Annotated in this window: 16 protein-coding genes; 2 read left to right on the top strand and 14 right to left on the bottom strand. The window is 74.0% G+C overall.

From position 1 onward, the window contains the following. The first annotated feature begins 67 nt into the window (after positions 1-67). Both ACWEN6_RS26125 and ACWEN6_RS26120 read left to right on the top strand, forming a co-directional pair. Positions 68-499, top strand: coding sequence for a hypothetical protein (locus tag ACWEN6_RS26125; RefSeq protein WP_452573631.1), 432 nt, complete (start codon positions 68-70; stop codon positions 497-499). Next, the gene (locus ACWEN6_RS26120) at positions 496-1,119 is read left to right on the top strand and encodes a TetR family transcriptional regulator (RefSeq protein WP_452573629.1); all 624 of its coding nucleotides are present in this window, start codon (positions 496-498) and stop codon (positions 1,117-1,119) included. Before ACWEN6_RS26125 ends, ACWEN6_RS26120 begins: the two co-directional genes overlap by 4 nt. 49 nt (positions 1,120-1,168) lie before the next feature. Here ACWEN6_RS26120 and ACWEN6_RS26115 read toward each other — a convergent pair whose 3' ends face one another. The 14 genes from ACWEN6_RS26115 to ACWEN6_RS26050 form a co-directional block, all read right to left on the bottom strand. Further along, positions 1,169-1,843 carry a GntR family transcriptional regulator gene (locus ACWEN6_RS26115; RefSeq protein ID WP_354844898.1) on the bottom strand — a complete coding sequence of 225 codons (675 nt, stop codon included), beginning with the start codon at positions 1,841-1,843 and terminating at the stop codon, positions 1,169-1,171. A gap of 157 nt (positions 1,844-2,000) precedes the next feature. Beyond that, complete coding sequence (locus ACWEN6_RS26110; RefSeq protein ID WP_452573627.1) at positions 2,001-3,047, bottom strand: ornithine cyclodeaminase family protein; 1,047 nt, start codon at positions 3,045-3,047, stop codon at positions 2,001-2,003. Next, positions 3,044-4,135 carry a proline racemase family protein gene (locus ACWEN6_RS26105; protein WP_452573625.1) on the bottom strand — a complete coding sequence of 364 codons (1,092 nt, stop codon included), beginning with the start codon at positions 4,133-4,135 and terminating at the stop codon, positions 3,044-3,046. The genes ACWEN6_RS26110 and ACWEN6_RS26105 overlap by 4 nt, the downstream gene beginning before the upstream one ends. A 2-nt stretch (positions 4,136-4,137) precedes the next feature. Beyond that, positions 4,138-4,851: an ABC transporter ATP-binding protein gene (locus ACWEN6_RS26100; protein ID WP_452573623.1), complete on the bottom strand. Its 714-nt coding sequence runs from the start codon at positions 4,849-4,851 to the stop codon at positions 4,138-4,140. Continuing rightward, a complete protein-coding gene (locus ACWEN6_RS26095; protein WP_452573621.1) occupies positions 4,848-5,675 on the bottom strand; it encodes an ABC transporter ATP-binding protein in 828 nt (275 codons plus the stop codon). Before ACWEN6_RS26095 ends, ACWEN6_RS26100 begins: the two co-directional genes overlap by 4 nt. Beyond that, positions 5,672-6,637 carry a branched-chain amino acid ABC transporter permease gene (locus ACWEN6_RS26090; protein WP_452573619.1) on the bottom strand — a complete coding sequence of 322 codons (966 nt, stop codon included), beginning with the start codon at positions 6,635-6,637 and terminating at the stop codon, positions 5,672-5,674. The genes ACWEN6_RS26095 and ACWEN6_RS26090 overlap by 4 nt, the downstream gene beginning before the upstream one ends. Further along, positions 6,634-7,527, bottom strand: a complete 894-nt coding sequence (locus tag ACWEN6_RS26085; protein WP_452573617.1) for a branched-chain amino acid ABC transporter permease — start codon at positions 7,525-7,527, stop codon at positions 6,634-6,636. The genes ACWEN6_RS26090 and ACWEN6_RS26085 overlap by 4 nt, the downstream gene beginning before the upstream one ends. 73 nt (positions 7,528-7,600) lie before the next feature. Beyond that, on the bottom strand, positions 7,601-8,767 hold the full coding sequence (locus ACWEN6_RS26080; protein WP_452573615.1) for a branched-chain amino acid ABC transporter substrate-binding protein: 1,167 nt from the start codon (positions 8,765-8,767) through the stop codon (positions 7,601-7,603). Between the two features lie 260 nt (positions 8,768-9,027). Next, a complete protein-coding gene (locus ACWEN6_RS26075) occupies positions 9,028-10,383 on the bottom strand; it encodes an aldehyde dehydrogenase family protein (RefSeq protein ID WP_452573613.1) in 1,356 nt (451 codons plus the stop codon). Between the two features lie 70 nt (positions 10,384-10,453). Then, on the bottom strand, positions 10,454-11,455 hold the full coding sequence (locus ACWEN6_RS26070; RefSeq protein ID WP_452573611.1) for a proline racemase family protein: 1,002 nt from the start codon (positions 11,453-11,455) through the stop codon (positions 10,454-10,456). A gap of 4 nt (positions 11,456-11,459) precedes the next feature. Beyond that, positions 11,460-12,353 carry a dihydrodipicolinate synthase family protein gene (locus tag ACWEN6_RS26065; protein WP_452573609.1) on the bottom strand — a complete coding sequence of 298 codons (894 nt, stop codon included), beginning with the start codon at positions 12,351-12,353 and terminating at the stop codon, positions 11,460-11,462. Further along, positions 12,350-13,834, bottom strand: coding sequence for an FAD/NAD(P)-dependent oxidoreductase (locus ACWEN6_RS26060; RefSeq protein WP_452573608.1), 1,485 nt, complete (start codon positions 13,832-13,834; stop codon positions 12,350-12,352). The genes ACWEN6_RS26065 and ACWEN6_RS26060 overlap by 4 nt, the downstream gene beginning before the upstream one ends. Then, positions 13,831-14,160, bottom strand: coding sequence for a (2Fe-2S)-binding protein (locus ACWEN6_RS26055; RefSeq protein WP_452573606.1), 330 nt, complete (start codon positions 14,158-14,160; stop codon positions 13,831-13,833). The genes ACWEN6_RS26060 and ACWEN6_RS26055 overlap by 4 nt, the downstream gene beginning before the upstream one ends. Then, entirely contained in the window at positions 14,157-15,281 is a 1,125-nt protein-coding gene (locus tag ACWEN6_RS26050; RefSeq protein ID WP_452573604.1) for an NAD(P)/FAD-dependent oxidoreductase, read from the bottom strand. Before ACWEN6_RS26050 ends, ACWEN6_RS26055 begins: the two co-directional genes overlap by 4 nt. Between the last annotated feature and the right edge of the window lie 310 nt (positions 15,282-15,591).

The following is a 15,591-nucleotide window of genomic DNA, read 5'->3' as shown; positions in this document are numbered from 1 at the left end:
GGGACTCTTGCGTCCTAGTTTGTGTACGACGTAAGCTTACGTCGTACACAAACTACATGGAGGCATCATGACCACGTTCGCGATCATCGTCCCGCTCGTCTGGCTGGCCTGGCTGGCCGTGACCGAGTGGGTGCCCATGTTCCCGCTCAACGACCTGGCCCCCGGCAACGTCGGCCGGCGGCTGGCCGCGGCGGCGATCAACTACCCCTTCCCCCTGCTGATCGCCGCGGGGGTCGCCCTGCACCAGACCTGGTCGCTCGTCACGGCGACCCTGCTGTGCTACGTGATCATGGTCGGCCACCTGTGGAACTGGTGGGTGCCCTACTTCTGCGCCGCCACCCCCGCCCAGCTGGAGACCTACCAGCGCGACTACACCCGCACGCTGAAGCTCCTGCGCACCGACGGCCACGACGTCGTGATCGACGTCCAGCACATGGTCGTGGGCGCGCTCTCCTTACTGATGCTGGCGACCACCCTCGCCGCTACCCTGACCGCATGAACCCACCAGCGGGGAGCCGGCCCCGCGCGGCCGGGCGCGGCGGGCGGCCCGCCGTGCTCAGCCGCGAGCGCATCGTGGCCGCGGCCGTGGAGATCCTCGACGCCGAAGGGCTGGAGGCGCTGACCATGCGCCGCCTGGGCACCCGGCTCGATGTGGCGGCCATGTCCCTGTACCGGCACCTGCCCAACCGCGACGCCCTGCTCACCGCCCTGGTCGGCCACCTGTTCGCCGAGGCGGTCGCCGAGCCCGTCCCGGCCGTCCCGTGGACCGAGGCCCTGCGTCTGTTCGCCGTCGCCTACCGGCGGACGCTGCTCGCCCACCCCGACGCCGTGCCCCTGCTGGCCACCCATCCCGTCGACGTCGACACCGGCCTCGCCCTGCTGGCCGGCCTGCTGGAGCGCTTCGCCGCCTCGGACGTCGCCCGGCAGGACGCCCTGACCGCCGTGCAGTCGGTGGGCGTCTACGTCCTCGGCCACGCCCTGGCCCAGGTCGGCCGCCCGCCGGGTACGCGGCCGGCCGGCCCGGTCGCCGACCCCGCCGTGGCGGCGTTCTACGACGAGTGGTTCGAGGCCGGCCTGCTCGCCATGGTCACCGGCTTCGAGCGGCGCCTCACCGCGTAGACGGGCGGGACGGCCGCGGTTCCGGCGTATCGGCCTTGGGGCCCTTTCGTCACTCCGGGCGGTCGGCCCAGATGCCGCGCACGTGCTGGATGTGGTGGTCCATGAGGGTGCGGGTGGCCTCGGCGTCGCCGCGGGCGAGGGCGTCCAGGATGTCCAGGTGCTCGCGGGCGGAGTCGGCCAGCGTGCCCCGCTCGGACATGGTCTTCAGGCCGTACAACCGGGCGCGGTAGCGCAGGTCGCGGGCGATCTCCACCAGGTGGGCGTTGCCGGCCAGGGCCAGCAGGTCCATGTGGAAGCGCAGGTCGGCGTTGACGTAGGCCAGCAGGTCGCCGCGCTCGGCCGCCGAGACGATCTCCTCGGCCACCGGCCGCAGCCGCTCGGCGTCCCCGGCGGCGGGGGCGCCGGCCAGCCGGGCGACCGTGGGGACCTCCAGCAGCCTGCGGATCTCGGTGAGCTCGTCCAGGTCGCGCTCGGACAGCTCGGTGACCCGGAACCCCTTGTTGCGCACCGCCTCGACCAGGCCCTCCTTGGCCAGGTCGAGCATCGCCTCGCGCACCGGGGTGGCCGACACGCCGAACTGCGCGGCCAGCACCGGGGCGGAGTACACCACGCCGGGGCGCATCTCGGCGGCCACCAGTGCGTCGCGCAGCGCCTGGGCGACCTGCTCGCGCAGGCTCTGGCGTCCGCCCATGACGGGCAGATCCAGCCTCCCCTCCTCGCTCACGCCCGACCACCCCGCCCGGAGCGCCCCGCCCGGACACTCCCCTCGAAGCCGCTCACGCGGTCACGCCGCCCGGAGCCGCTCACGCGGTCATGCGGCGCGGGCGCGCACGCCCGGCCACCTCGCTCGGCCCTCGCCATGCCGGCACCCCTCCCCAGGCTCATCGGCCCGCCCACGCCTCGTGGACGGCGGCCGCCACGACCAGATCCTCCCAGGCCATGCCCACGCTCTTGAACACGCGAGGGCCGGGGCCCGGCTCGACGCCGCCCCGCACGAGCTCGGCGAGGTCGCCCGCGATGTGACCGGCTCCGATCAGGCCCGTCCTGACGGGGATGACCAGGTCGCCGGCCTCCGCGAGCGCGGCGGCCCGGGACTCGACGACCACGGTCGCCCGCGCGACCAGCTCACCGTCGATCTCGCGGGCGTCCGGCTCGTGCGAGCCGACCGCGACGACGGTGGCGCCGTCGGCGACGAGCGCGCCCGGGAACAGCGGCTCTCTGGCGCTCGTGCAGCAGGCGATCAGGTCGGCGGACGCCACGGCCGCCGCCACCTCGCCGGACACCGTCACCCCGACGGTCCCGCCGGCCGCCTCCGCCGACGCCGCCGGCCTCTCCACGGGCGCGACCGCCCCGGCGGGCCGGGCGGGTCCGGCGGGTCCGGCGGTGGTGAGCGCGGTCGCGCGGAGGCCGAGGCCGTCGCACCGCTCGGCGAGCGCGCGGGCGCGGGCGGCGTCGCGGCCGACGACGGTGACCCGCTCGACGGGGCGGACGGCGCACAGCGCCTCGACGTGCCCCCACGCCTGGGGCCCGGTGCCGAAGACCACCAGCGAGCGCGCGTCCGGGCGCGCCAGGTGGGCCGCGGCCAGAGCCGAGACGGCGGGGGTGCGCAGCGCGGTGAGCGCGGCGCCGTCCATCACCGCCAGGGGCGTCAGCGTGTCCCCGTCCAGCAGCAGGTAGGTGCCCTGGATGCGCGGCAGCCCTCTGGCCGGGTTGCCGGGGACCACGGTCGCGACCTTGATCCCCGCGTGGCGTCCGTGCGCGGCGGGCATCAGCAGGAACTGGCCGGCCGGGACCTCGACGACCGGGCGGGGCGGGCCGGCGCCGGGATCGAGCCCGGCCGACAGGGCGTCGCCCAGCACACGCACGGCCCGCCCCATGGGCAGCAGCGCCCGCAGGGTGTCCCCGTCGATGGAGGGCAGCGCGCTCATCGCAGCGTGAACCCCAGGCCGATGGGATCGCGCGGGTCGAGGGTGAACCGGTGGACACCCGTGCGGTAGGCCATGCCGGTGATCTCGGGGATGACGGCGTCCCCGCGCTCCTCGGCCACCCTCCCGGTGAACACGCTCCCGACGATGCTCTCGTGGACGAGCTCCCCGGTGAACCCGTCGGCGTGCAGCAGGGCGAGCCGGGCGGCGGTACCGGACCCGCAGGGCGAGCGGTCCACCTCGCCGTCGGCGAAGACGGTGACGTTGCGCTGGCGGCCCGGCGCGAGCTCGTCGTAGAAGATCACCCCGTAGATGCCCGACAGCCGGTCGTCGGCGGGATGCCGCGCGGCGGGGTGGTCGGTGAGGAACGCCTTGATCGAGCGGCCGAGGACGATCAGCTCGGTGAGGTGGCGCGGCTCCACGGCCAGCCCGAACGCGCCGGCGGGCACCGAGACGTACAGGGCTCCGCCGTAGGCGATGTCGACCTCGGCCTGCGCCGCGACGCCGCCGGCGGTGACGGCGATCACCGGCACCTTCCGGGCGGCGACGTGGGAGGCCACGTTGCGGAAGGTCACCGACTCGATCAGCCCGCCGGAGCGGCGGACGCGCGCGGTGACCCGTCCTGAGGGCACGTCGACGACCACGTCGGTGTCGCCGTCGGGGCCGGCCTCGACCAGCCCGGACTCCACGGCGTGGACGCCCAGGGCGATCGTGCCGTGGCCGCAGGCGGTGGAGTAGCCGTCCTTGTGCCAGAACAGCGCGCCCAGGTGGGCGCCGGGGTCATCGGGCGGGACCAGGAAGCAGCCGTACATGTCGGCGTGGCCGCGCGGCTCGTGGCACAGCAGCCGCCGCACCCGGTCGATCTCGCCGAACCCGGGCGCCGAGGCGTTGTCCCTGCGATCCAGGACCGTGGCGCCGGGGATGTCCGGGACTCCGGCCGTGACGACGCGGAACGGCTCTCCGCCCGTGTGGTAGTCGACCGCGCTGATCTCCGCGAGGGCGGACGCCGCGCCTGTGGTGCGGGTCTCTCCGTGGCCGGGCATCAGGCCGGTGCCTCCGGTGGCCGCGCCGGGCGGTCTGCGGGCTTCCACGGTCAGGCACCTCCCAGGTAGGCCTCGACGACGCGGGAGTCGCCGGCCAGCTCCGCCGCCGACCCGGCCAGCACGCACCGGCCGTTCTCGATCACGTAGCCGCGGTGGGCGATCTTGAGCGCGGCCTTGGCGTTCTGCTCGACCAGCAGCACCGAGACCCCTTCGGCGTTGACCTCGCGCACCAGTTCCATGACCGAGGCGACGACGAGCGGGGCCAGGCCCATCGACGGCTCGTCCAGCAGCAGCATGCGCGGCCCGGTGACCATCGCGCGTCCGATGGCGAGCATCTGCTGCTCACCGCCGGACAGCGTGCCGCCCTGCTGGGCGCGGCGCTCGGCCAGGCGCGGCAGCAGCGCGTACACCCGCTCGATGCGCCGGCGGATCTCCGCCTGGTCGCGCACCAGGTAGCCGCCGACCTGGAGGTTCTCGTGCACGGTGAGGGTGCTGAAGACCCTGCGCCCCTCGGGCACGTGCACCAGGCCGGCGCCGACGATGGCCTCGGGCCTGGCGCGGGTCACGTTCTGGCCCCGGAAGGTGATCGTGCCGGCGGTCGGGCGCACCAGGCCGGAGGCGGCCGACAGGGTGGTGGTCTTGCCGGCCCCGTTGTTGCCGAGCAGGGCGACGACCTCGCCCTCCCCGACGGTGAGCGACATCCCGCGCAGGGCGTGGACGCCGCCGTAGTGGACGTCCAGCCCTTCGATCTCCAGCGCCGTCATCGCGGCCTCCCTTCGCCGGTCCCGCCGCCCGCGTCGTCGGCGTCGGCGTCGGCGTCGGCGTCGGCGTCGTCGGTGCCGAGGTAGGCCTCGATGACGGCCGGGTCGCGGCGCACGTCCTCGGGACGGCCGTCGGCGATCTCGCGGCCGAAGTTCAGCACGACCACCCGCTCGGACACCTCCATGACCAGGCCCATGTCGTGCTCGATCAGCACGATGGCGATGCCGAGGCCGCGGATCCTGCGGATCAGGTCCAGCATCTCGGCCTTCTCGCCGTGGTTGAGCCCGGCCGCCGGCTCGTCCAGCAGCAGCAGGCCGGGCCTGCGCGCCAGGGCGCGGGCGATCTCGACCCTGCGCTGCTCGCCGTAGGGCAGGTGGCGGGCCTCGCCGTACCGGTCGCCGCGCAGGCCCACGAAGTCGAGCCAGTGGTGGGCCTGCTCGGTGGCCTCCCGCTCGCCCCGACGGTAGCGCGGGGTGTGCAGCAGCGCGTCCAGGAAGTTCTGCCGCAGCCACAGGTGGGCCCCGGCGCGGACGTTGTCCAGCACCGACATCTCGCCGAACAGCCGCAGGTTCTGGAAGGTCCGCGCCACCCCGAGTCCGGCGATGCGGGAGGGCCGCAGGCCGGTGATCTCCCGGCCTGACAGCACGACGCGCCCGGCCGTGGGCTTGTAGAACCCGGTCACGCAGTTGAAAGCGGAGGTCTTCCCCGCGCCGTTGGGGCCGATCACCGAGACGATCTCGGCCTCGCCGACCGTGAACGACAGCCCGTCGATGGCGAGCAGGCCGCCGAAGGACAGCCGCAGATCCTCCACCGCCAGCAGGGTCATGAGCTCGCCTCCCTGGACCGGTGCGGCCACAGCCCCTGCGGGCGGAGCAGCATGACGACGATGAGCAGCACGCCGAAGGCGAAGAACCGGTAGTCGGCGAAGTCGCGCAGCACCTCGGGCAGCAGGCTGATGACGATGGCGCCGATGACGACGCCGGGCGTCGAGCCCATGCCGCCCAGCACCACGGCCATGAGCACCAGGGCCGACTGCAGGAAGGTGAAGCTGCCCGGCGAGATGGCCGACAGCTGCGCGGCGAACAGCACGCCGGCCAGCCCGCCCCAGATGGCGCCCGCGATGTAGGCGGCCAGCTTGACCCGGTAGGTGTGCACGCCCATGGCCTCGGCGGCGTCCTCGTCCTCGCGGACGAACCGCCACGCCCGCCCGAGGCGCGAGCGGCCGAGCCGGGAGGCGCCGATGACCGCGAGCGCCACGATCGCCACGGTGAGGTAGTAGAAGACGACCGGGCCGCCGCCGAGGCCGGGGATGCCGTAGATCCCCGAGGGGCCGCCGGTGACCTCCAGGTTGTTGGCGGTGATGCGGATGATCTCGCCGAAGCCGAGGGTGACGATGGCCAGGTAGTCGCTGCGCAGCCGCAGGGTAGGGGCGCCGATCACGACGCCGGCGACCACGGTCACCGCGATGACGGCGGGGACGGTGACCAGCAGGGGAAGGTCGAACCGCGTGCTCAGCACGCCGCTGGTGTAGGCGCCGACGGCGAAGAAGGCGACGTATCCGAGGTCGAGCAGGCCGCAGAAGCCGACGACGATGTTCAGGCCGGAGGCCAGCATGACGAAGATGGCCGCGCTGGTCATCACCGACAGCGCGTACGGGGTGGCGATCACGAACGGGGCCAGGGCGGCGACGGCCAGGCCGGCCAGGCCCGCCCACTTGCTGTCCAGCAGCCGCGACACGGCCCGGCCGACGGGCGTCCCCCGCCCGCGCGCCTTGGCGCCGGTCGTCATACCCGCTCCGTCACGCGCTCGCCGAGCAGGCCGGTCGGCCGCACGGACAGGAACAGGATGAGCACCCCGAAGGCGAACACGTCGCGCCACTCGCCGCCGAGCCAGTAGGTGCCGAAGGACTCCAGCAGGCCGAGCAGCAGGCCGCCGAGCATGGTGCCGGGGATGTTGCCGATGCCGCCGATCACCGCCGAGGTGAACGCCTTGAGCCCGATGAGGAACCCCATCAGGAAGTCGATCTTGCCGTAGTAGGCCCCGGCCATCACCCCGGCCGCGCCGGCCAGCGCCGAGCCGAGGAAGAAGGTGCGGGAGATGACGGCGTTGACGTTGATGCCCATCAGCGCGCTCGTGCGCGGGTCCAGGGCGATGGCGCGCATGGCGCGTCCCTCGCGGGTGCGGGTGACCAGCAGGTTCAGCCCGGCCATCAGGGCGACGGCGACGATGATGAGCGCGATCTGCTGCAGGGTGACACGGGCGCCCAGCACCTGGACCGCCGTGCCGCCGAGCCGCAGCGGGTAGACCTGCGGGTCGGCGCCCGCGGCGGCCCGCATGCCGTACTCCAGGGCGAAGGAGGCGCCGACGGCGGTGATGAGCAGCGAGAGCCTGGGCGCGTTCCGCAGGGGGCGGTAGGCGACGCGTTCGAGGACCACGCCGGACAGGCCCGTCACGGCCATCGTGACGACGAGCACGCCGAGCAGCACGGGAAGCGCCATGCCGGGCGAGACGCCGCCGACCGCGCCGAGGAAGGCGAAGCCGGTGAAGGCGCCGAGCATGTAGATGTCGCCGTGCGCGAAGTTGAGCAGCTTCATGATCCCGTAGACCATGCTGTAGCCCAGCGCCACCAGCGCGTAGAACGAGCCGACGAACAGGCCGTTCCAGATCAGCTGTGACATGTGAGGTTTCCTCCGGGGCCGGCGACGGCCGGCGCGGTGCCGCCGGCCGTCCCTGGTCGTTGCTCGCGCACGGTCACTTGAGCGCGTCCTGGAGGGCGAACTTGCCGGACTTCACGACCAGGATCTGGAAGCCGCCGGTGGACAGGGTGTGGTCGGGGGTGAACTTCAGCGGGCCGGAGAACATCGCGAACCCGTTGACGGCCTCCAGCGCGGAGATGACCTTGGCGCCGTCGGTGGACCCGGCGTTCTTGACGGCCTCGGCGGCCAGGCGCACGGCGTCGTAGGCCTGGTTGGAGTACGGGCCGGGGGGCGAGCCGAACTTCTTGGTGTAGTCGGCGATCCAGGTCTCGGCGCCCTGGAGGGTCTCGGGGGTCTGGGTCATCGTGGCGTAGACGCCCTCGGCCGCCTCGGCCCCGGCGATCTGGGCGATCTTCTCCGACACCGAGCCGTCGCCGACCATGATGGCGCCCTTGTACCCGGCCTGCCGGAGCTGGCGGATGATCAGGCCGCCCTCCTGGAAGTAGCCGGTCCAGTACACGAAGTCGGGGTCCTTGGCCATGATGTTGTGGATGTTGGCGCTGTAGTCGCTCTCCTTGGGCGTGACCGCCTCGAGGATCGCCGTCTCGGGGCCGCCCTGCTCGTCCAGGAGCTTCTGGGTGCGGACGGCGATGTCCTTGGAGTAGCTGGTGTTGTCGTGCACCAGCGCGACGTTCTTGGCGCCCTGCTTGGTGATCCACGCCATGGCGGCCGTCGCCTGCTGGGTGCCGGTGCCGTTGATCAGGAAGACGTGCTTGAGGTGCTGGTCGACCAGCTCCTGCGAGTTGGCCGCGGGGATGATCATCGGGATGTTCGCCTTGCCGAAGACCGGCAGCGTGGGCAGCGTGGCCCCCGAGCAGTAACCGCCGACCGAGACCTTGACGCCCTCGGTGACGAGCTTGTTGGCGCCGGCCACGGCGGTCTGGGCGTCGCAGGCGTCGTCGGCGACCTTGAGCTCCAGCTTGCGGCCGAGGACGCCGCCCTTGCCGTTGATCTCGTCCACGGCGAGCTGGGCGGCGTTCTTCATGTACGGGCCGATGGCCGCCTCGCTGCCCGACTGCGGGATGAGCATGCCGAGGGCGATGGGACCCTTGTCCCCGCCCTCCTCCGAGCCGCCGCCGAGCAGGCCCTGGCCGCATCCGGCCGTCAGCATGCCCACGGCCGCCGCCAGCGACCAGACCAGCGCTATGCGCGATTTGCCCATCGTGTATCTCCTCGCGGGTGCTGCACGGCTCAGATGATGTGTGACATTGCACACGTGCCGATAGCGCCCGTCAAGGCCCCGAGACCAGACCGTTGCAACCCTGCTGAACGCCGGTGTCCCCCCGAGAGAACGGGTATCTCCGCGAGGGGCCTCCTCGGCCCGGAGCCCCCGCCGCCCCGAGGCGGGGCGGGGGAACTCGGAGAGCCGGAGCGGGTACGCCAGGAGGCGGGGGCCTCCCGGCCGGAGCTCGGGGAGGGCGGTCAGGCGCCGGCGGGGCCCAGGGCGATGGTGTGGGTGGAGGTGTAGAACTCCTGCGCCGCCTTGCCCTGCTCGCGCGGGCCGTAGCTGGAGTCCTTCTCGCCGCCGAAGGGCAGGTAGAAGTCCACGCCGCTGGTCGGGTTGTTCACCTTGACCAGGCCGCTCTCCAGCCGGGAGGAGACCTCCAGCGCCCGGTCCAGGTCGCGGGTGTAGACCGCGGAGGCCAGCCCGTAGGGCACCCCGTTGGCCAGCGCCACCGCCTCCTCCACCGACCCGGCGTCCTGCACCAGGCAGATCGGCCCGAACACCTCGTCACGGGCGAGCACGTGGTCGGCGGCCACCCCGTCGACCAGGGTCGGGGCGGCGAACCACCCGTCGCGGTCGAGGGCCTGCCCGCCGGTGAGCACCCGGCCGCCCTGCGCGGAGGCCACCACCCGGTCGCGGGCGGACTCCTCGATCACCGGCCCGACGGCGGTGCCGGGGTCGGCGGGGTCGCCCACGCCGAGCTTGGCGACGGCGGCGACCAGCGCCTCGCGCACCTGCTCGGCGTTGCCCACCGTGATCACCCGCTTGGTGGCGGTGCACTTCTGCCCGGCGTACCCGAACGCCGCCGCGGCGATCTGCGCGGCGGCGGCCTCCAGGTTGGCGTCGTCCAGCACGATGCTGGGGTTCTGCCCGCCCATCTCGGCCTGCACGGGGACGCCCCGGGTCGCCGCGGCGACGCTCACCTTGCGGCCCACGGCGGCCGACCCGGTGAAGGACACGACGTCCGCCGCCTCGATGAGCGCCACGCCCTCCTCGGCGTCCCCGGGGACCACCTGGAACAGCTCCTCGGGCAGGCCGAGGATCTCGGCCAGGCGCAACGCGGTGCCGAGCGCCTGCGGGGCGGGCTTGAGCACCACGGCGTTGCCGAAGGCAAGAGCGGGCGCGGCCTTCCACAGGGGGATGGCCAGCGGGAAGTTCCACGGCGTGATCAGCCCGGCGACGCCGCGCGGGCGCCTGCGGGTGTAGGACAGCCCCGCGCCGGACGGCTCGTACAGGGCGCCCACCGGGTCGAAGACCTGCTGGGAGTAGTAGCGCAGGATGGCCACCGCGCGCGCCACCTCGCCCTTGGCCTCGGTGACCGGCTTGCCGACCTCCCGGACGGCGAGCGCGGCCAGTTCGTCGGCGGCGGCGGCGACGTTCGCGGCGGCGGCGGCCAGGACGCCGGCCCGCTCGGCGGCGCCCGCCCCCGCCCACCGCCGCTGCGCGGCGCGCGCGCGGCGCACCGCCTCGGCGACGCCCTCGCTCCCGGCGGACGCGGCGCTCGCGACCACGTCGGCCGGGTTCTGGGGGGACCGGCTCTCGACAACACCCATCGTGAATCCCTCTCCAACCTCAGGGGTGAAATCCCGCTTCATGGAAACCTAGTCCACGTCATCGACCGGCTCAGAGCAGGAAGCCCTCGGGGAAGGGGTCGGACGGGTCCAGGAAGTGCTGGGCGGTGCCGGTCACCCACGCCCGGCCGGTGATGGCGGGGACGACCGCCGGCAGGCCGGCCACCTCGGTCTCCTCGACCAGGCGCCCGGTGAAGCGGGTGCCGATGAACGACTCGTTGAGGAAGTCCTCCCCGACCGCCAGCTCGCCGCGCGCGTGGAGCTGCGCCATGCGGGCGCTGGTGCCCGTCCCGCACGGCGAGCGGTCGAACCAGCCCGGGTAGATGGCCATCGCGTGCCGCGACAGCCGGGCGTCGGAGCCGGGAGCCACGAACTGCACGTGGTGGCAGCCCCGGATGCCCGGGTCGAGGGGGTGGACCGGCTCGGCCGCCTCGTTGATCGCCGCGGAGACCGCGAGGCCAGCGTCCAGGATGCGCTGCCCGTAGGCGCGCTCGAACGGCAGGCCCACCGACTCGATGGGCAGGATGGCGTAGAAGTTGCCGCCGTAGGCCAGGTCATAGGTGATCTCACCGATGCCGGGGACCTTCACCACGGCGTCCAGGGCGACGTTGAAGGAGGGCACGTTCTGGATGGTGACCGCCGTGGCGGCTCCGTCCTCCACGCGCACCGAGGCGACGACCAGCCCGGCCGGGGTGTCCAGCCGCACGGTCGTCACCGGCTCGGCCACCTCCACCATGCCGGTCTCCACCAGCACCGTCGCGACGCCGATGGTGCCGTGCCCGCACATCGGCAGGCAGCCGGAGACCTCGATGAACAGCACGCCGTAGTCGGCGTCCGGCCGGGTGGGCGGCTGCAGGATCGCGCCGCTCATCGCCGCGTGCCCGTGCGGCTCGTACATCAGCAGCTTGCGGACGTGGTCCAGGTTCGCCATGAAGTACTCGCGCCGCTCGGCCATGCTCGCGCCGGGGATGACGCCCACTCCCCCGGTGACAACGCGGGTCGGCATGCCCTCGGTGTGCGAGTCGACCACGTGGAAGATCTTCTTGGAGCGCACGACGTCACCGCAGCCCTTCGGCCAGCGCCTTCTCGGTGGCCGCGCGGACCACGGCGTCCTGCTCGGCCGTCAGCGGCACGCGCGGCTGCCGGCACGGGCCTCCGTGCAGGCCGGCCAGGTCCATCGACAGCTTGATCGCCTGGACGAACTCGGTCCTGGCGTCCCAGCGCAGCAGCGGGTGCAGCGTGCGGTACAGCGGCAGCGCGGTGGCCAGATCGCCCGCGACGGCGGCCCGGTACAGCGCCGCGCACGAGGCCGGGAGCGCGTTCGGATACCCGGCCACCCAGCCGGTAGCCCCGGCGAGCGCCAGTTCCAGCACCACGTCGTCGGAGCCGATCAGCACCTCCAGGCCCGGGGCCAGCTCGGCGATCTCGTAGGCCCGCCGCACGTCGCCGGTGAACTCCTTGACCCCGACGATGAGCCCCTCGGCGTGCAGTTCCGCCAGCAGCGAGGGGATCAGGTCCACCTTGGTGTCGTAGGGGTTGTTGTAGGCCACGATCGGCAGGCCGGCCTTGGCGACCTCGCGGTAGTGCGCGAGGACGGCCCGCTCGTCGGCCCGGTAGGCGTTCGGGGGCAGGAGCATCACGACCTGGCAGCCGGCGTCCCTGGCCTGCTCGGCCCAGCGGCGCGCCTCGGCCGCGCCGTAGGCGGCCACGCCCGGCATCACGCGGTCGCCGCCGATCGCCGCGACCGCCGTCTCGACGACGCGGGCGCGCTCCTCGGGGGTGAGCGTCTGGTACTCCCCGAGGGAGCCGTTGGGCACCACGCCGTCGCATCCCTGCTCGACCAGCCGGCGGCAGTGCACGGCGTAGCCGTCGAAGTCGACGCTCAGGTCCTCGCGCAGCGGCAGCGCGGTCGCCACCATCACGCCGTGCCAGGGCTTCTCACGGGTCGTCATCGAGGGTCCTCTCCTCCGGGGTCTCCTGCTGGTTCTTCTCCGAGGTCTTCCGCCGGGTCTCCCGCGAGGTAGCCGAGCCTGACCGGCTGGGCGACCGGCCGCCGCGGCGGCCCGGGGTCCTCGCCGGCCAGGCGGGCCACGGCATAGCCGCAGACGCGCCCTTGGCACCAGCCCATCCCGGGGCGGGCCAGCAGTTTCATCGAGCGGGCGTCGGTGGCTCCGAGCCGCGCCGCCTGCTTGATCCGCGCGTAGGGGACCTCCTCGCAGCGGCAGATCAGCGTGTCGTCCGTCAGCCAGCCCTTCCACCCGTCGCGGACGGGGTAGGCGGCCTGCAGGGCCCTGGCGAAGGTCGCCAGCCGGTCCCTGCGCGCGGGCAGGCCCGGGTCGGGCGGCACCCGGCGGCCGAGGTCGGCGGCGGCGGCGCGCCCGGCGATCCGGCCCTCCACCTCGGCCAGTTCGGCCCCGCCGACGCCGGTGGGCTCCCCCGCCGCGTACACGCCCGGCACGCTGGTGCGCATCCCGGCGTCCACGGCGACGACCGGGGTGCCGTCGGTCCCGGCGCGGGTGGCGCAGCCGAGCTGGACGGCCAGTTCGATCTGCGGGACGAAGCCGTAGCCGACGGCGAGCGCGTCGCAGGCGATCGTGCGGCGGCGGCGCGGCGCCCAGTCGCGGTCGAGGTCGGCGACGGTGACGTGGGTCAGTTCACGGTCCCCGTGGGCGGCGATGACGGCGTGCCGGCCGAGATAGGGGATGCGGTGCCTGGCCAGGCCGTAGCCGTAGCCGGCGGCCTCGGCGAGCCTGCCCGGGTGGCCCGCCATGGCGGAGGCCGGCCCGAAGCGGCCGTTGGCCTCCAGGACCGCGGCGACGCGGGCGCCGGCGGCGGCCAGCGCGGTCGCCACCGGCAGCAGGAACGGGCCGGTGCCGGCCACGACGACCCTGCGCCCGGCGGTCACCAGGTCACCCTTGAGCAGGGCCTGCGCGCCTCCGGCCGTGAACACTCCGGGCAGGTCCCAGCCGGGGAAGGGCAACGGCCGGTCGTGGGCCCCGGTGGCGATCAGCAGCCGGCGGGCCGCGACGCTCTCCCGCCGCTCCTCCCGGTCACCCGCCAGGCAGTGCAGCACCACGCCGCCGTCGCCGGCGGCATCCGTCGCGGGTGGTGTGACCGGCGGGCCCGAGCCCGTCGCGGGTGGTGTGACCGGCCGGCCCGAGTCCGTCGTCCGCTCGACGGCCCAGACGCGGCGGCGCAGGCGGACCTCGACGCCGTGCCGCCCCAGCTCGGCGGCCAGTGCGGCGAAGCGCCCGAACCCGTGGTGCAGCGCCCCGGGCCGCCGCGCGCGAAACCCCGCGGGCGCGTGGCGGAAGTACTGCCCGCCCAGGCGCGCCCCGGAGTCGACGAGCACGACGCTCAGCCCGGCCTGCGCCGCCGCGACGGCCGCGGCCATCCCGGCCGGGCCGGCTCCCACGATCGCCAGGTCCCTCATCCGGTCCGCACCTCGTCGCCGGGACGCGCCTCGGTCTGGCAGGCCCGCAGGGACGGCTCGCCGTTGACGGTGACCAGGCAGTCGAAGCACACGCCGATGCCGCAGAACAGGCCGCGGGAACGCCCGCCCAGGCGGGTGGTGCGCCACGACCGGACGCCGTTGGCGTACAGCACCGCCCCGACCGTCTGGCCCGGCACGGCCATCACCGGCCGCCCATCTACGGTGATCGCGAACCCCGGCTCCGGCCGGGCCCTCACCAGGCGACCGGCATGCGGCGGCTCCGGGACGGACGGGACGGGCCCGTGGGGATCGTGTGATGAGGTCACGCCGCGAACCTTTCCGGTCGGAAGGGCGCCGGGTCGAGGCCGGGGGCGGCGCCGGTGAGCTGCCCCGCGATCAGGTGGCCGGTGGCGGGGGCCAGGCCGATGCCCGCGCCCTCGTGTCCGCAGGCGTGGTACAGCCCGGGCGCGCGCGGGTCGGCGCCGATCACCGGCAGATGGTCGGGGCAGTAGGGGCGAAAGCCGCAGTAGGCCCTGATGACCCGGCGCGCGGCCAGAGCCGGGAACAGGGCGATGGCCTGGCGGGCAAGCGTCTCCAGCACCGGGATGGAGACGGTGCGGTCGAAGCCGACCCGCTCGCGGCTGGCGCCGATGAGCACCGTGCCGGCGGGCGTGCCCTCGATGACGGCGCTGGTCTCGAGGGCGGCCGAGTCGCTGGCCACGCCGGTGACGTACGCGGCGGTGTAGACCTTGTGCCGGATCAGCGGGGCGGCGAGCGGCTCGGTGACCAGGATGAAGCCCCGGCGCGGCAGCACCGGCAGGTCGAGGCCGGCCAGCGCGGCCACCTCGCCGCTCCAGGTGCCGGCCGCGTTGACCACCGCGCCCGCCGGGATGTCCCCTTTGTCGGTGCGGACGCCGGTGACCCGGTCGCCGTCGCGCAGCAGGCCGGTGACGGTCGTCCCGGTCCGCAGGCGCGCGCCGGGAGCGTGCCGCAACAGCACCGCGGCGGCGAGCATGGGCTGGACCTGCGCGTCCTGCGGGTAGAAGACGCCGCCTGCGAAGCCGGGGGAAAGGTGGGGCTCATAGTCGCGCAGTTCGCCGGCGCCGACCGGCCGGCGCTGGACGCCGCACCCGTCCTGGGCCACGGCGAGCGCGGTGAGCGCGTCGAGCACCTCGCCGGTCTCGGCGACGACCAGGCCGCCCTTGGGCTCGAACTCGAACCCGCCGAGGGCCGCCAGCTCGCGCCAGAGGCGGTTGGACAGCAGGGCGAGGTCGAGCTCGGGGCCGGGTTCCTTGTCGGATACCAGGATGTTGCCCTCGCCGGCCCCGGTGGTGCCCGAGGCGACCGCGCCGCGCTCGACGACGGTGACGCTCAGCCCGGCCCGCGCGGCGTAATAAGCGCAGGCCGCCCCGACGACCCCCGCCCCGATCACCACGACGTCGGCCATCCCACCCCCAGCCCTTTCACAAACAAGTCAGTAATATGTCACATATCCACCACGGTAATCAATGCTCGCCCCACCAAAGGAGCGCAACGACGCCAACCAGCCACCCTCGGACCACCACCTCAAGGCCCCCCGAACCCGCCAAGCGATTCCAGCGGATCGGCCACAAGACCCCGCTCGGGGCGCGGCGGTGTCCTGAGGAGGAGAGCGAGTGCGAGGGACGAGCGCTCGTGAACGACGACGAAGGACGCCGCCTCAAGGGCGCCCCGAGCCGCCGAGCGGAGCGAGGCAAAGCGACACAGCCATGAGCGCA

The sequence above is a fragment of the Sphaerisporangium sp. NPDC004334 genome, from assembly GCF_053602655.1.
Note: the sequence above shows the minus strand (reverse complement) of the source record. Positions and strands in the feature narration are given on the sequence as shown.

Excerpts from the sequence above, each read along its gene's own strand:
- ACWEN6_RS26125 (WP_452573631.1), top strand. The coding sequence starts at position 68 with ATGACCACGTTCGCGATCATCGTCCCGCTCGTCTGGCTGGCCTGGCTG.
- ACWEN6_RS26120 (WP_452573629.1), top strand. The coding sequence starts at position 496 with ATGAACCCACCAGCGGGGAGCCGGCCCCGCGCGGCCGGGCGCGGCGGG.
- ACWEN6_RS26110 (WP_452573627.1), bottom strand. The coding sequence starts at position 3,047 with ATGAGCGCGCTGCCCTCCATCGACGGGGACACCCTGCGGGCGCTGCTG.
- ACWEN6_RS26100 (WP_452573623.1), bottom strand. The coding sequence starts at position 4,851 with ATGACGGCGCTGGAGATCGAAGGGCTGGACGTCCACTACGGCGGCGTC.
- ACWEN6_RS26095 (WP_452573621.1), bottom strand. The coding sequence starts at position 5,675 with ATGACCCTGCTGGCGGTGGAGGATCTGCGGCTGTCCTTCGGCGGCCTG.
- ACWEN6_RS26090 (WP_452573619.1), bottom strand. The coding sequence starts at position 6,637 with ATGACGACCGGCGCCAAGGCGCGCGGGCGGGGGACGCCCGTCGGCCGG.
- ACWEN6_RS26085 (WP_452573617.1), bottom strand. The coding sequence starts at position 7,527 with ATGTCACAGCTGATCTGGAACGGCCTGTTCGTCGGCTCGTTCTACGCG.
- ACWEN6_RS26080 (WP_452573615.1), bottom strand. The coding sequence starts at position 8,767 with ATGGGCAAATCGCGCATAGCGCTGGTCTGGTCGCTGGCGGCGGCCGTG.
- ACWEN6_RS26075 (WP_452573613.1), bottom strand. The coding sequence starts at position 10,383 with ATGGGTGTTGTCGAGAGCCGGTCCCCCCAGAACCCGGCCGACGTGGTC.
- ACWEN6_RS26065 (WP_452573609.1), bottom strand. The coding sequence starts at position 12,353 with ATGACGACCCGTGAGAAGCCCTGGCACGGCGTGATGGTGGCGACCGCG.
- ACWEN6_RS26060 (WP_452573608.1), bottom strand. The coding sequence starts at position 13,834 with ATGAGGGACCTGGCGATCGTGGGAGCCGGCCCGGCCGGGATGGCCGCG.
- ACWEN6_RS26050 (WP_452573604.1), bottom strand. The coding sequence starts at position 15,281 with ATGGCCGACGTCGTGGTGATCGGGGCGGGGGTCGTCGGGGCGGCCTGC.